At 67.2% G+C, this 13,107-nt stretch carries 16 protein-coding genes; 12 read left to right on the plus strand and 4 right to left on the minus strand.

What is annotated here, in order from left to right; genetic code table 11:
* The first annotated feature begins 99 nt into the window (after nt 1-99).
* From G4D83_RS19025 to G4D83_RS19035, 3 genes are all read left to right on the plus strand, one after another.
* Nucleotides 100-420: a TraR/DksA family transcriptional regulator gene (locus tag G4D83_RS19025; RefSeq protein ID WP_240356417.1), complete on the plus strand. Its 321-nt coding sequence runs from the start codon at nt 100-102 to the stop codon at nt 418-420.
* A gap of 199 nt (nt 421-619) precedes the next feature.
* On the plus strand, nt 620-1,315 hold the full coding sequence (locus tag G4D83_RS19030; RefSeq protein ID WP_163866187.1) for a hypothetical protein: 696 nt from the start codon (nt 620-622) through the stop codon (nt 1,313-1,315).
* Between the two features lie 100 nt (nt 1,316-1,415).
* Nucleotides 1,416-1,943, plus strand: a complete 528-nt coding sequence (locus tag G4D83_RS19035; protein ID WP_163866188.1) for a hypothetical protein — start codon at nt 1,416-1,418, stop codon at nt 1,941-1,943.
* A gap of 97 nt (nt 1,944-2,040) precedes the next feature.
* On the opposite strand, the gene G4D83_RS19040 is transcribed toward G4D83_RS19035, so the two are convergent.
* Nucleotides 2,041-2,436, minus strand: a complete 396-nt coding sequence (locus G4D83_RS19040) for a winged helix-turn-helix transcriptional regulator (protein WP_163866189.1) — start codon at nt 2,434-2,436, stop codon at nt 2,041-2,043.
* Between the two features lie 135 nt (nt 2,437-2,571).
* Here G4D83_RS19040 and gstA point away from each other — a divergent pair, with 135 nt between their 5' ends.
* Together gstA and G4D83_RS19050 are read left to right on the plus strand one after the other, a co-directional pair.
* Entirely contained in the window at nt 2,572-3,180 is a 609-nt protein-coding gene (gene gstA, locus G4D83_RS19045; RefSeq protein ID WP_163866190.1) for a glutathione transferase GstA, read from the plus strand.
* A gap of 374 nt (nt 3,181-3,554) precedes the next feature.
* Entirely contained in the window at nt 3,555-4,130 is a 576-nt protein-coding gene (locus G4D83_RS19050; RefSeq protein ID WP_163866252.1) for an imm11 family protein, read from the plus strand.
* Nucleotides 4,131-4,176: 46 nt separating this feature from the next.
* On the opposite strand, the gene G4D83_RS19055 is transcribed toward G4D83_RS19050, so the two are convergent.
* Both G4D83_RS19055 and G4D83_RS19060 read right to left on the minus strand, forming a co-directional pair.
* The gene (locus tag G4D83_RS19055; RefSeq protein WP_275902379.1) at nt 4,177-5,064 is read right to left on the minus strand and encodes a DUF2381 family protein; all 888 of its coding nucleotides are present in this window, start codon (nt 5,062-5,064) and stop codon (nt 4,177-4,179) included.
* Between the two features lie 49 nt (nt 5,065-5,113).
* Nucleotides 5,114-7,093 (minus strand): serine/threonine protein kinase, encoded by a 1,980-nt coding sequence (locus G4D83_RS19060; protein ID WP_163866192.1) that lies wholly within the window; start codon nt 7,091-7,093, stop codon nt 5,114-5,116.
* A gap of 308 nt (nt 7,094-7,401) precedes the next feature.
* Here G4D83_RS19060 and G4D83_RS19065 point away from each other — a divergent pair, with 308 nt between their 5' ends.
* From G4D83_RS19065 to G4D83_RS19090, 6 genes are all read left to right on the plus strand, one after another.
* Complete coding sequence (locus G4D83_RS19065; RefSeq protein ID WP_176437305.1) at nt 7,402-7,620, plus strand: hypothetical protein; 219 nt, start codon at nt 7,402-7,404, stop codon at nt 7,618-7,620.
* On the plus strand, nt 7,620-8,615 hold the full coding sequence (map, locus tag G4D83_RS19070) for a type I methionyl aminopeptidase (protein WP_163866194.1): 996 nt from the start codon (nt 7,620-7,622) through the stop codon (nt 8,613-8,615). The genes G4D83_RS19065 and map overlap by 1 nt, the downstream gene beginning before the upstream one ends.
* Before the next feature lie 306 nt (nt 8,616-8,921).
* Entirely contained in the window at nt 8,922-9,308 is a 387-nt protein-coding gene (locus G4D83_RS19075; RefSeq protein ID WP_163866195.1) for a hypothetical protein, read from the plus strand.
* Nucleotides 9,309-9,463: 155 nt separating this feature from the next.
* Nucleotides 9,464-9,697 (plus strand): hypothetical protein, encoded by a 234-nt coding sequence (locus G4D83_RS19080; protein ID WP_163866196.1) that lies wholly within the window; start codon nt 9,464-9,466, stop codon nt 9,695-9,697.
* Nucleotides 9,698-9,728: 31 nt separating this feature from the next.
* On the plus strand, nt 9,729-10,106 hold the full coding sequence (locus G4D83_RS19085) for a hypothetical protein (protein ID WP_163866197.1): 378 nt from the start codon (nt 9,729-9,731) through the stop codon (nt 10,104-10,106).
* A 68-nt stretch (nt 10,107-10,174) separates the two neighbouring features.
* Nucleotides 10,175-11,137 carry a prolipoprotein diacylglyceryl transferase gene (locus G4D83_RS19090; protein ID WP_163866198.1) on the plus strand — a complete coding sequence of 321 codons (963 nt, stop codon included), beginning with the start codon at nt 10,175-10,177 and terminating at the stop codon, nt 11,135-11,137.
* A gap of 4 nt (nt 11,138-11,141) precedes the next feature.
* Here G4D83_RS19090 and G4D83_RS19095 read toward each other — a convergent pair whose 3' ends face one another.
* A complete protein-coding gene (locus G4D83_RS19095) occupies nt 11,142-11,471 on the minus strand; it encodes a DUF2917 domain-containing protein (protein WP_163866199.1) in 330 nt (109 codons plus the stop codon).
* Between the two features lie 198 nt (nt 11,472-11,669).
* Here G4D83_RS19095 and G4D83_RS19100 point away from each other — a divergent pair, with 198 nt between their 5' ends.
* A complete protein-coding gene (locus G4D83_RS19100) occupies nt 11,670-13,106 on the plus strand; it encodes an aminotransferase-like domain-containing protein (RefSeq protein WP_163866200.1) in 1,437 nt (478 codons plus the stop codon).
* The last annotated feature ends 1 nt before the right edge of the window (nt 13,107 follow it).

The following is a 13,107-nucleotide window of genomic DNA, read 5'->3' on the forward strand; positions in this document are numbered from 1 at the left end:
CAAGCCTTGCGGCTGGTGGACGGCGGGAGGCTCTGGCGTGACGTGGCATGTTTTCTGAAATGCCCGGCCCTCACTCTCCCTCTGGGAAGGAAGGTCGCGATGGAAGCGACGGATGCGCCCGGCGTGGGGTGGCGGGAGCGAAGCATGGACAGTCTGGCTCGTGAGGCGCGAGACGCCCTGTTGCAGCGGGGCGAACGCCTGAGGTCACGGACCCGGACCCCGCCGAGTGTCCCGGAGCCTGGCACGTTGCTCTCCGATGCGGAGCGGCAGGAGTTGCTCGACATCGACGCGGCGCTCCAGCGAATCGCTGGAGGGTATTTCGGTCGCTGTGAGCGGTGTGGTGGGGCGATGGGGAGACATCGCCTGCGCGCGATTCCCGAGGCGCGCTACTGCATGACGTGCGCGACGCTGCGACGCTGAAGGCGCGGGAGCCGTGCGCTCCACGCGCGCGAAAGAGGGGCTGCCGCTGGCGCAGACGCGGATGGAGCTGCTCCATGGGCCAGGAGCAGAGGGGTATACGGACTACCCACGCGCGACGCGCGCTGTCGGGGAGACAGTTTGGACCTCCGAGACCCACTCTTGACCCGGTGACGGGAATCGCCGGAACTAGAATCCACACATGACTCGGACGCACTGGTTGACCGTGCTCTTGCTCGTCCCGTGGATGGCCATGGCGCAGGCGCCCGACACCGGGTCAGACCGCTACATCCCCGCAGAGGCACCGCCGCTCCTGCCGGTGGAGGAAACGCCAGAGCGCGTCGAGCCTCTCCAACCGTCAGCATCATTCCGGGAGCCGAAGTCCGGCACCGAGGCCCGTCTCCCACTTGAATGGGTGGGAGGCGCCCTGGGCGTGGTCGTGGGTGCCCTGCCGGGCCTCTTCATCCTCAATCTCAATGGAGACGATTGCGGAGTGGAGAATTGCGAGTCGCAAGGCAGGTTTCCCGGCTCGGTGGGCGGCTCGCTGGTCGGGCGCGCCATCACCCTCCTGGGCATGCCGATTGGAATGGGGGTCGGCATCCTCGGAGCAGGCAGCCTCCTGGATGGAGAAGGCCAGCTTGGCTGGACCCTGGTGGGCGTCGCGGCGGGAGGGGGAGCACTCATCAGCAAGAACTGGGGGGAGGGGAACTTCTCCGCGACCTCTTCGTTGATCTTCACCGCCTCCGTGGCCCTGGTCGGCGGAATCGTCGGCTACGAGGTCTCCCATCACCTGCGCGTCGAGCGACGACGCAAACGCCACGAAGCCGGCCTCCAGGTGGTGCCCATCGTCACCCAAAGGGGCGGGGATGTCCTGGGCGGGCTGGCTGGCCGGTTCTGAGCACCGGTGTCTCGGGTCTCACGCGATACACCCGTGTCGCGGGGGGGCCTCCAACCTCTGAGGCTCCTCAGTCGTGTCCTTCAGGGCTAGTCTCGCCCGGGTGAGCTACGAACTCGTCTTTGATGCGGCCCATTCTCCGATTCAATTCAAAGGAATCGCGCTGGGCACCGCGTTCACTGTCTTGGGGGCCCTCCTCTGGTGGAAGCAGCGATCCCCAGGATTGCCAGCCTGGACCCGATTCCTCTTCCGAACGGCCAGCTCCCGCGTCTTTGGCCGGACATTCTTCTTCTTCTCGCTTTTTTGGACGGTCCTGGTGACCGCGTCGACCCTGAACGGGTATTTCCGGGTGCGCGGCGCGCTGGCCTCGGGGAACACCCTCGTCACGGAAGGCGTCGTGGCTGATTTTGTCCCAATGCCATACACGGGCCACGGCTCTGAACGCTTCACCGTGAGCGACGTCCCGTTCTCATTCAGCGACTACGTCACCACTCCGGGATTCAATCAAACCGTCTCACATGGAGGTCCGCTCAAGCCAGGGCTCCAGGTGAGACTCCACTACATCCAAGAAGGAAGGTCGAACCTCATCCTCAGGGCCGAGGTTCAGAGGGAGCAGCGCCGCGAGCAGTGACGCCAGGGATGGAGTCCCCGCCGTCAAGGAGGGACCTTCCCAAGGCGCAGGCGGCCGTCTCCGCCTTTTCTGCCCGGTGTGTCGCTCCCCTCGGAGGTCAGGCCTGGCGTCGGGAGCGGCGTGTGGGTTTGTCGTGATGATGCGGGGGCAGTGCCACCTCGCGCAGCCGGGTCCCCACCCGGACGATGGAGTCAATCACCGGCAACAGCTCCAGGCCGAGCGAGGACAGGGCGTACTCCACGGAGGGCGGCGAGGTGGGGAGGACCTCGCGTGTCACCGCGCCCTTTCCCGTCAGCTCGCGCAGCCGCGTGGTGAGCACCTTGGGCGAGATGCCGGGGATGTCGTGGAGCAGCTCCCCGAAGCGCCGGGGGCCACCGGAGAGCTGCCAGACAATGTTGGTGGACCACGCTCCACCCAGCAACGACATGCAGGCATGCATGGGGCAGCCCGGGGGCGGGGGTGGGGCCTTGCTCTTCCTCAGCTTCAGGGACATGGGTGGTTACCGCGAGGTGAGTGGAGTTACCACGAGGTGAGTGGAAAGTGCGCTTACCTTACTCGCGCTGCTATCCAAAAGTAACCTGGGCCCGTTAGTGATGGGCCGTCGCTCCCATCCACCACGAGGAATCCGATGAAGCTCTATTTCTCCCCGGGCGCCTGTTCGCTGTCTCCCCACATCGTCGCGCACGAGGCGGGGCTCGAGCTCCAGCTCGAACAGGTCGACACCCAGACGAAGGTCCTCAAATCGGGCGGCGACTTCTGGAAGATCAACCCGAAGGGCTATGTGCCCGCGCTGGAGCTGGAGCCGGGCGAGGTCCTCACCGAGGGTCCCGCGCTGGTGCAGTACCTGTCGGACCTGCGGCCCGAGGCGGGGCTGATGCCCGCGGCGGGCAGCCGCGAGCGCTACCGCGTGCTGGAGATGCTCGGCTACATCAACTCCGAGCTGCACAAGACGTACGCTCCGCTCTTCCGGCCGACGACGCCGGACGCGACGCGCGAGGAGCGCACGGAGTACCTGTTCAAGCGCTACAAGCTCCTCGAGGAGCGCCTGGCCACGCGCGCCTATCTCTTCGGTGACACCTTCAGCGTCGCGGATGCCTACCTCTACACCGTCACCCGCTGGGCGAACTACGTGAAGGTGGACCTGTCCGGCTTCCCGAATCTGATGGCGTTCATGGAGCGCGTCTCCGCGCGTCCGGCGGTGCGCAAGGCGCTCGCGGCCGAGGGACTCCCGGTCTGACCGGCCCTCGTGGACACCCTGACTCGCGCGAGCGTTTTCCAGCAGGGTCTCGGCTGTCGTTCGTTCCATTGCTGGTGCTCGCCTTCGCGTCCGGAGGCGGGCACTGGCAAGGCCCAGGCCGCTACGCCCTCGGAAACTTCCGAGGGGCCCTCGGTGGTGGGTCTCTGTAACGGTGCGTTACTTCGCCGCTTTCCAAGGGCGTCGCCGCGACCATGACAGCGCTTGCCATCGCCTACCTGGGCGTGGACACGGTGTGGCGCCTGCTGGACGGGTGGTTGACCCTGGTGCGCCAGGTGGACCAGTCCACGACCTTCGAGCAACTCAGTTCGTCGGGCGAGGCATATGGAGAAGTCCTCGGAGAGAATGCGTCCACCATGCCCAAACAACCTCGATACTTCTCGCTCGAACCCGACATGCAGCGGGGGAAATGGTCCCTGGATGAACCGCTTGATGGCCAGGGCCGCGAAATGGAGAACCTCAGGGAGTTTACGTCGGGACGACCCAGTCAGGTCTCAGGCCGCCTGTCGATTCCCATCGACGTGCCTGGAAGGCGGTTGGACTACAGCATGGCGGGTGCTGCCCTGACTCCTGTTGTTCACATCAAGGTGGCCACTCTCTTCGCTGAGCTGGCGCCCGACGACGTGCAACTGCTACCGGTGGATATCAAAGGCTGCCCGGACGAGTATCAAATACTCGTGGCCACGAAGGTTCTCCGGTGCATCGACGACAAGGCATCGAGAGAGATTCTGGTTTGGAAGCCAGAGGACGCTCGACCGGATAAGCTCGGCCAGTACCGAAGCGTGGCGGGGATGCGGATTGACCGCAAGAACGTGGGGGATGCCAAGGTCTTCCGGACCTGGGGATGGACAGTTGCCCTCATCGTCACTGAGGACATCAAGGCGGCCATGGAGCGTGAGAAAGTCACGGGCGCGAAGTTCGAGGAAGTTTAAAGCGCACGTTGGAGTTGTTCCTCGAGAATCGGATGGCGTGACCCGTTCACATCCGAGGAAAGCGCACGGGGCCGATGATGATGGCCCGTGAGTCTTTCCCGTCGCGCAGTTCGAGTGTGTAGGCCTCGTGGAGTTCGAGTGGACCGGCCTCTGTCTCCAGGATGAGCAACACATCGGTGTCGTCAGCCGTCAGGGGCCTCGCTTGCCAGACCCGCAGTTCACGGGAGCGGCGACCCATGGCGTCCGTGAGCGTGGCCTGGCTCGCGGTCCATGGCGGATGGCCGCCCGCTGATGCCAGGAGCAGTGCCACCGCGACGCGGGAGGTGCTCCTGAATACATGAGCCCGGGTGCCACGCGACAGAATGGACTGTGGCCTCGGGTGGTACTGGCCGAGTTTGACGCCGAGAAGACCCTGCTCGTCCAGGAGCCCCGTGGCGAAGAGCCCTGTCAGGCCCGTTGGACCCTGCTCAGCTCGAAGCCTTGCGTTCTCCTCGCGCAGCCTCAGAAGCTCGCCCTCGAGCTGCGCGGTCTCGGTCCGCTCGTCGCGTACGCTCGGGGAAACGCTCACGACCTCCACCTGGGCATCGAATTGCCCCGGGGCCACGACCAGGAGAAAGCTCGCTTCTCTGGGAGCGGAGCCGTCCTCGTAGCGCAGGGTCAGGCGAAGCCGCGTGCCATCCTTGAGTTTGTCCGAGGGCAGCAGCACGAGGGTGTCCGCGGCCAGGACCACACGGTGAAAGCGCTCCCGCCCCTCCAACGTCACGGCGTCTGGTGCGAGAGCTCTGTCGAACAGGAGCACGGTGGTGCCTCCGGGACGAACAAAAATCTCTGAAGGTGAGCGAGCGGGGCGCGTCCCCAGTTCGATGCGACGAACCTCCGAGGACGGCGATGACGTGTGAGGCTGGGCCATTGCGCGCCCGCTGCACGTGCTCATGGCGACGAGGCACACCACGAGCGGCAGGAGAGGGCGTGGACGGCGCGTGCTACTCCTCCTCGTCACCGGTCTCCTGGAAGCGAATAACGGCACGCACGGGGAACTTGTTCGTCACGACGCCACGGTCATCGTCGCTGCCTGCCTTGGTGGGAAGGCCATACACCAGCCTAACGTCTGGGTCCATATATGAGAGGCATACCGGGTAGCTCTTGCCCTTGAATCTCGCCTCGACGATTCGGCCATAGACCCGGGTGGGGGTGATGTAGATGTTCGTGATGAGTTGCGCTCCTGGGCGGAGCAATCCGAACGTCTGGTCCAGATGGGTCGAGATTCGAGACTCGCGGAGGGTGATGTCAGCTTCCTCGAGCCCCGTATTGTCCCTCTCCCCGATGGAGGCAGCCACCTGACGACCCAGCACCATGTTGAGTTGCGCCATGGTCTCCAGCGCTCCGGGCGGGCAGTCCTCGGCGGGCGGTGCTGGCTGGTGTTTCACCACAGACGGCGAGCTGGCGCAGGCGAGCCCCGTACAAGCCAGTGCCACCTTGGACATACGGGCCAGGGAGGGAGAACGCTGCTTCACGGGAGCGGGGGGCGACGCGGACGGGGCGGGGGCCTTCTTCACGGGAGTGAGGTCCTGGAGTGACGGCGCCACGGGGGCGACGGTCGCGGGGATGGGCTCCGCCGATGGCGAAACCGCGACTCCGCCACTGTGCGGCGACTCGCGCGGGCTGGCCAGTTTCTGACCAGTGGGGGTGGTCGTTTCATTGGTGACCTGTGGAGTTGTCTGTCTCCATCCGACCCCGAACCAGCTCCCAATCAGGCTCAAGGCCACCCCTCCCACCAGCGGCAACAGCAGGCGTCGATAGGGATGGGGATGTATCCGTCGCGACTGGCCCTCCAGCGTGGCATGTCTGGGCGAGGTCCACGGCGCGGGTCGCGGTGGAGGACGCAGGGTGCCCAGCACCGTGGCCCACAGTTGTTGCAGTCGGGCCCGTGTCCTCGACGGAGGCTTGCGCAGGTGTGATGCCCACTCCGGACGCCGCACGCGGCGCAAGGCTGGAGACGGCTCTCCGTCCACCGAGGCGAGCGGAGGCTCCGCCCAATCGAAGAGGGGCTCATCCCAGGACCCGCCGGGTGCTCCTTCCAAGGTAGAGACCAGCGTCGATGCCAGCTCCGCGCCACTCTGGAAGCGGCGCGCGGGGTCCTTGTCCAGCATCCGATGGACCAGCGCGTCGAGCGCGGGAGGCACGCGGGGGTTCACCGTGGAAGGTGCCGGAGGCTCCTGCGAGGTGATGGCGGCGCACAGCACGTCCGCCGGCCAGCTCGGGAGGAAGGGATAGTGGCCCGTCGCGGCGCGATACAGACAGACGCCCAGCGCATAGAGGTCATCGGTGGCCACGGAGGTGTAGCGGGCATCCGGGCGACGCCAGTGACGCTGGTGGAAGCGGATGGCCTCCGGGCTGCGCAGGTAGAGCGTCCCCGGAGGCAGTGGCCCTGTCGTCAGCGTGGGCGCACCGGTGTACACGCCCGCGCCCAGGTCGATGAGCACCGGGTCTCCCTCGGGAGTCCTCAAGAGGATGTGCTCCGGCTTGAGGTCCCGATGCAGCACGTCCCCCGCGTGCAGCGTGTCCAGGGCCAGCGCCACGCGACGCAGGGTCTCCAGGAGCTGCCGGAAGGTGGGGTTGTGGTGGTCCGCCCAGACGTGGAGCGCCGGCCCGGGCACCCAGTCCATGACGAAGTAGAAGTAACCCGTGACGATGTCCGGCCAGCGGCCACAGGCGTGCACCGCGACGACATTCGGATGCACCGCGCGGTCGAGCAGCAGCGTGAGCTCGCGCAGCGCTCGGCCCTCGGACGTGTCGCGGGCCAGCTTGAGGGCGAAGTAGCGCCCGGGCGCGTCCAGGGGCTCCACGCGATAGACGACGCCATAGCCGCCCACGCCCAGTCGCTCGATGACGCGCCAGCCGCTGGAGATGACGAGGCCCGGAGGAAGGGCGTCCGGATTCATCGGTGGGTTCCGCGTACTCATGGTCGTCAGAGGTCTCCTGGGAGTTCCTGAACCTAGCAGGTTGAGTGCCCCTCATGAGACCTGCGATGGTGGGTCTCCGACAGGTGACGTCCCAGGCAGGGGCCGCGAGGCTCCCGGGAGACGTGCGCCCATGAGGCGGGGCCCGCCGCGCTGGGAGGGCCCGCTCCACCCCTCCAGCCCTGGAGGCCCTCAGGCTGTTCACCAGGCCTCGGCGGGGTTGTCCGCCCGGCCGCTCCCCACCCGGGGAGGCGGTAAAAGCCGTGCGCCGGGCCGTGTCTAAGGGTATAGACAGGGCCTTCATGTGTCCCATGGTGAAGACCGAAGACCTCATCGACGCCCAGGGCGTGGCCGGCCTGCTGCAGCTGCGCCACTCCAACAGCGTGAGCACCTATCTGCGCCGCTACCCGGACATGCCCCGCCCCATCCTGGACCTGGGCACGGGCCGTCCCCGGTTGTGGCTGCGGCCCCAGGTGCTGCGCTGGCTGCGCGCCCGCAAGTCGGACACGGTCCACACCGGAGTTGAGTGATGACCACCGCCAGTCCCCGTACCCCTCCCGCCGTGCTGCCCGGTCCCAATGACGTCTGCTGGTGTGGCAGCGGCTCCAAGTACAAGAAGTGTCACCGTGGCGCCGACGCCGTCGAGGCTCGCAAGAAGGGCCCCGAAGTCGCTCGCCAGGGCATCCGGCCGGGCATCATCAGCCCCCGCCGCGACGTGCCCCTGAACATCCCGCGTCCGGACTACGCCGTGTCAGGCCGTCCGCTGCGCCGGGGCGGAGACTCCGACATCAAGACGCCGGACGTCATCGCGCGCATGCGCCGCGCCTGCAAGGCCGCCGCGGAGGTGCTCCAGGAGGTGGCGGGCCACGTCCGCCCGGGCATCACCACCGACGAGCTGGATGCCATCACCCACGAGGCGTACATCCGCCGGGGCGGCTACCCGAGCACGCTCAACTACCACGGCTTCCCCAAGTCGCTGTGCACCTCCGTCAACGAGGTCATCTGCCACGGCATCCCCGACAGCCGCGCGCTCGAGGACGGGGACATCGTCAACCTGGACATCACCATCTTCCTGGATGGGGTGCACGGGGACTGCTCGGCCACGTACTTCGTGGGCACTCCGCAGCCGGAGAGCGAGCGACTGGTGCGAATCACCCGCGAGTGTCTGAACGAGGGCCTCGCCGCCGTGAAGCCCGGCCGTCCCGTCAGCGATATCGGCCGCGCGATTGAGAATCACGCCACCAAGAACGGCGTGAGCGTGGTGCGCGCCTACTGCGGCCACGGCATCGGCGAGACGTTCCACACGGCCCTCCAGATTCCGCACTACTACGAGCCGGAGGCCGACACCGTCATGCAGACGGGCATGATTTTCACCGTCGAGCCGATGATCAACCAGGGTGGCTGGGGACACCGCACGTGGGACGACGGATGGACCGCCGTCACCGCGGACGGCAGCCGCAGCGCGCAGTTCGAGCACACGCTGCTCGTCACCGAGCAGGGCGCCGAAATCCTCACGGTGCCCTGAGTCGCCTCATCGTCCCGAGGCCCCCTCGCGCTCCAGGGGGCCTCCTCGGGCGGCCAAGGCGTTCCCGCGTCGCCCCGCGGTCCGAGCCCGACGTGTGAAGGCAGACAGTCTCCGGCTCGCGGACTTCCCGACACGAGGGCTTCATCCCTGTCGCGGAGTCGACGCCACCGCGAAATGACCTCCCAGCCTGGTCAGGATGGTGCGCTATCACGTGCGCCCTGGCCGGGGCTCGACGTGTCTGGCTTTCGCGACGCGGAGCGCTCCGACGAGGGACTGTCCACGCGGTTGTGTCGCCGGAGGCGCGCCATGGCACTCGATATCGCTGTCGACCCCCAGTCGCTCAAGAGCGTCCAGGATGTCATCCAGACGCTGGAGGGGACGTTCCAGGTGGACTTCATCCCCGGCGTCCTGAAGAAGCTGGAGGAGAAGCTGCTCGTGGAGCGCGCGGCGTTCCGCGCCAACGAGCTGACGCAGCGCTACGAGCTGGACCTCTACTTCGGACTGAAGGCCCCCGAGGTGGAGGACTCGCGGGAGCAGTTCCTGAAGGTGGGGATGAGCATCACCATCCAGCCGGAGGTGGTCTCGCGGGGGCGCAGGCCCGCGCGGTATGACGGCACGCTGGAGGTCCCGCTCACTGGCGAGGCCGTTACCCACGTGCCGTTCGCGCTCTACCTGAAGAGGAGCCTCCGGTAGCACTTTCGCTGTTCGCATCGCAACAGCAACCCTCCTGCCAGGGTGATTGTGAATTGGGTGCCACGCGGTGACAGTGCGCGTGGGCCCGTCGTGGTGTGGCTTCGCGTCATTCATGGGGCCCGTGAATCCCTTCAGTCTTGAAAGGAATCGTTCCCATGAAGAGCTGGGTGACGTTGTGCCTTGTCTGTGTCGCGTCCGGCGCCCTCGCCTCGGACAAGACTCCGCCCGCCAAGACGCCTCCTCCCACCGCCGCGAAGCCGGCGCCGGAGGCCAAGTCCGCTGCGCCCAAGACGCTCACCATCGAGGAGGACAAGTCCGCGAAGCAGGAGCCGAAGAACAAGAAGGTGGACACGAAGGCCACCGAGACCGCCAGCAAGCCGCTGCTGTAGCCCTGACTCGAAATACGCGAGAGGCGAATCCATGAAGAAGATGATGGCGGGATTGTGTCTGGTCTGGCTGTGTCTGTCTCAGGGAACGGCGCAGGGTGCCGAGGATTGCATCAAGACGATGAACCAGGGCTCGGCCACGGTGAAGCTCGGATTGTATGAGCAGAGCTGTATGTCGATGTCCTGGAGCGGGGGGGTGATTACGTCGGACGTCACCTACAACTGCTGTGGTCCCAGCGCGACCATCCGCATCAACGCGAATGACTGGGAGAAGCTGCGCACTGGAGGCAAGCTGGACGGCTTCCGCTACCAGAAGGCCGATATCGGGAGCAATGGCTCGTACACGCTCTACTTCCGGAAGGTGGTCGGGACGGAAATCACGAACATCGCTCCCGAGGACTTCTTCAAGTAGCCGCAAACCCGTGTCCATGGGAGGAGGGCGCGTGCCTTCCTCCCGTGGCCTGCCGCGCGCGAGGCGTCGTGGACACCCACTTCCTGCATGGCTTCAGTCCCTTCCTGTTCCGCTTCTCCGACACGCTCTCCCTTCGCTGGACGGGAGCGGCGTACCTGGTGGGCTTCCTGCTCGTGTTCGCGGTGCTCCGGCGCCAGGCCGCGCGAGGTGAAGGGCCCTTCGAGAGACAGGAGGTGTCCGGGTTCGTGCTCCACGCGGGCCTGCTCGGGGTGATGCTGGGCGGGCGGCTGGGGTACGTGCTCCTGCACCAGTGGGACGACTTCTCCCGGGACGGCTCCGTCTTCTTCCAGTTCAAACAGGGCGGCGCGTCGGTGCTCGGGGCCGTGCTGGGGGTGCTGGCCTTCACGGTGTACTTCGCGCGTCAGCAGCGACGCTCGTGGCTCCAGGTGACGGATGCGCTGGCGGTGCTCGCGCCGCTGGGCTTCCTGCTGGGAGCGCTCGCGGGGTTCATGGAGGGGGCGCCGGTGGGACAAATCACCTCCGTGCCCTGGGCCGTCCGCTTTCCCGCCGAGGTGGGGCTGCCCGACTTCCAGCCCGTCGCGACGCCGTCGTTCGACGTGTCCACGCTGGCGTATGCACCCGGGCACGAGGTGGCGGGGCTGGCGCGCGCGGATGCGTCCCTCCTCACGGAACTGCACCGCATCCTCCCGGCGCGGCATCCGGTGCTGCTCTACCAGGCCTTGCTGGAGGGACTGCTGTTGGGGAGTGTCCTCATGGGCGTGCGCGCGCTGTGGCGCTCGCGGCCCGTGGGAGCGTTGACCGGGCTGTTCTTCACGCTGCACGGAGGACTGGCGCTGGCGAGTCTCCCGTTCCGCGCGCCCCAGCCGAACGTGTCCTTCGTCGCCGGGTTCGAGCAAGGCGCGTTGTTTCCCGTGGTGCTGCTGGTCGTGGGCGCGGCCGTCCTCCTGAGCGTTCTGGGTCAGCGTGCGGCTGGAGTGGCTGTACCCGTCCCCGTGAAGCAGGAGGGGTGAGGGCTCACGGGGGACAGGGGCGCTGGCCGTCTTTCGCGAGGCGGAAGCGCGCGGGCCGCAGGGCCTGCACCACGACGTGGCCTGCCTGCTCCAGGCGCAGGGTGGCTCCTGGCTCCAGGACATGGTCCCTCGAGTCCTGCTCGAAGGTGAGCCAGAGCCGGCCCTCGGTGCAGGTGAGCGACAGGCCCTCGCTTGCTTGCAGGCGCCGGCTCCAGAGCGCTCCCTGGAACAGGCTGATGCAGCCAGCCTCCGCCTCCGGGTGGGCTTCCGGCTTCAGGTGATTCCACAGCGTGCTCCACCAGCCCCGCCCCGACAGAGCGAACATCGACTCCATGGCTCCATGACCTCCTCGTGAGAGGCAACATGCGCCTCGCCACGGGAACAGAACAGATGCAGCCGATTGTCATTGTGACCGGTACAGTTCCGAGGTGGGAAACTGTACCGGTCCGGCATGAGGGCAGGTGTATCTGGTCGACGGGCGGAGGGAACGCTACCGATACGGGTCGCGGGTCGGCATCTCGACGGAGGTGGCATGGGCGCGCTGGCACACAAACCGAAGTTGTACGAGCAGGTGGCCGAGCGACTGGAGGAAGCCATCGCCGCGGGGACGCTGCGCGCCGGGGACAGGCTGCCCTCGGTGCGCCAGCTCAGCCTGCGCGAGCGGGTGAGCATCTCCACGGTGCTGCAGGCGTACCTCCATCTGGAATCGGTGGGGCTCATCGAGACGCGGCCCCAGTCGGGCCACTACGTGCGTCGTCGCGAGCGACCTCGCCTGGCGGAGCCGCGGGTGTCCCGGCCCGCGACGAGCGCCACGCCCGTCACCGTCAGCGGGCTGGTGTCTCGCGTCTACCAGGCGATGAGGGACCCGCGCACGGTGCAGCTCGGTGGCGCGTGGCCCGCGCCAGAGCTGCTGCCCACGCGGCGACTGTACCGGGAGCTGAACGCGCTCACCCGGGAGGCGGGTGACGTGGGGGTGCTGTACGACGTTCCACCCGGGTGTCCGGAGCTGCGGCAACAGCTGGCGCGGCGCTCACTGGACTGGGGCGGGGCGCTGGCGCCCGAGGACTTCATCATCACCTGTGGCGCGGCGGAGGCGATTCACCTGTGCCTGCTCGCGGTGGCGCGCACGGGGGACACCATCGCGATTGAGTCCCCGGCGTACTACGGCACGTTGCAGGCCATCGAGTCGCTGGGGCTGAAGGCGCTGGAGATTCCGTGCTCGCCGCGACATGGGATGGAGCTGGATGCGTTGGAGGCCGCGCTGGAGCGGCGGCGCGTGGCGGCGGTGCTGGTGGTGCCGAGCTTCAGCAACCCGGTGGGCAGTTGCATGCCCGAGACGCGGCGTCGTCGGTTGGTGGCGATGCTGGAGGCGCGGGGTGTTCCGCTCATCGAGGACGACCTGTATGGCGACTTGCACTTCGAAGCGGAGCGCCCGCGCACGTGCAAGTCCTTCGATACGTCTGGGAACGTGATGCTGTGTGGCTCGTTCTCGAAGACGCTCGCGCCGGGGTTCCGCGTGGGCTACGTGGCGCCGGGACGGTTCCGTGAGCGGGTGGAGCTGCTCAAGTTCTCGCACACGATTGCCACGGCGTCGCTGCCGCCGCTCGCGATTGCGCGGTTCTTGGAAGAGGGCGGGTATGACCGGCATCTGCGCGCGCTGCGCCGCCATCTCATGTCCCAGGTGGAGAGCATGGCCGGGGGCGTGGCGGAGTTCTTCCCGGAGGGGACGCGGGTGGCGCGGCCGTCGGGTGGCTCGCTCTTGTGGGTAGAGCTGCCGCCGAAGGTGGACTCGCTGGAGCTGCATGCGCGCGCCATCGAAGCGGGCATCAGCATCGCGCCCGGACCCATCTTCTCCGCGCGGCCGGACTCGTATCGGAACTTCATCCGACTGAGCTGTGGTCAGCCGTGGACGCCGCGCATCGAGGCGGCGGTGTCCACGTTGGGGCGCCTGGCGCGCGGCCTCGCGTGAC

Origin of the sequence: Myxococcus eversor, from assembly GCF_010894455.1 — a bacterium.
Taxonomy (GTDB): domain Bacteria; phylum Myxococcota; class Myxococcia; order Myxococcales; family Myxococcaceae; genus Myxococcus; species Myxococcus eversor.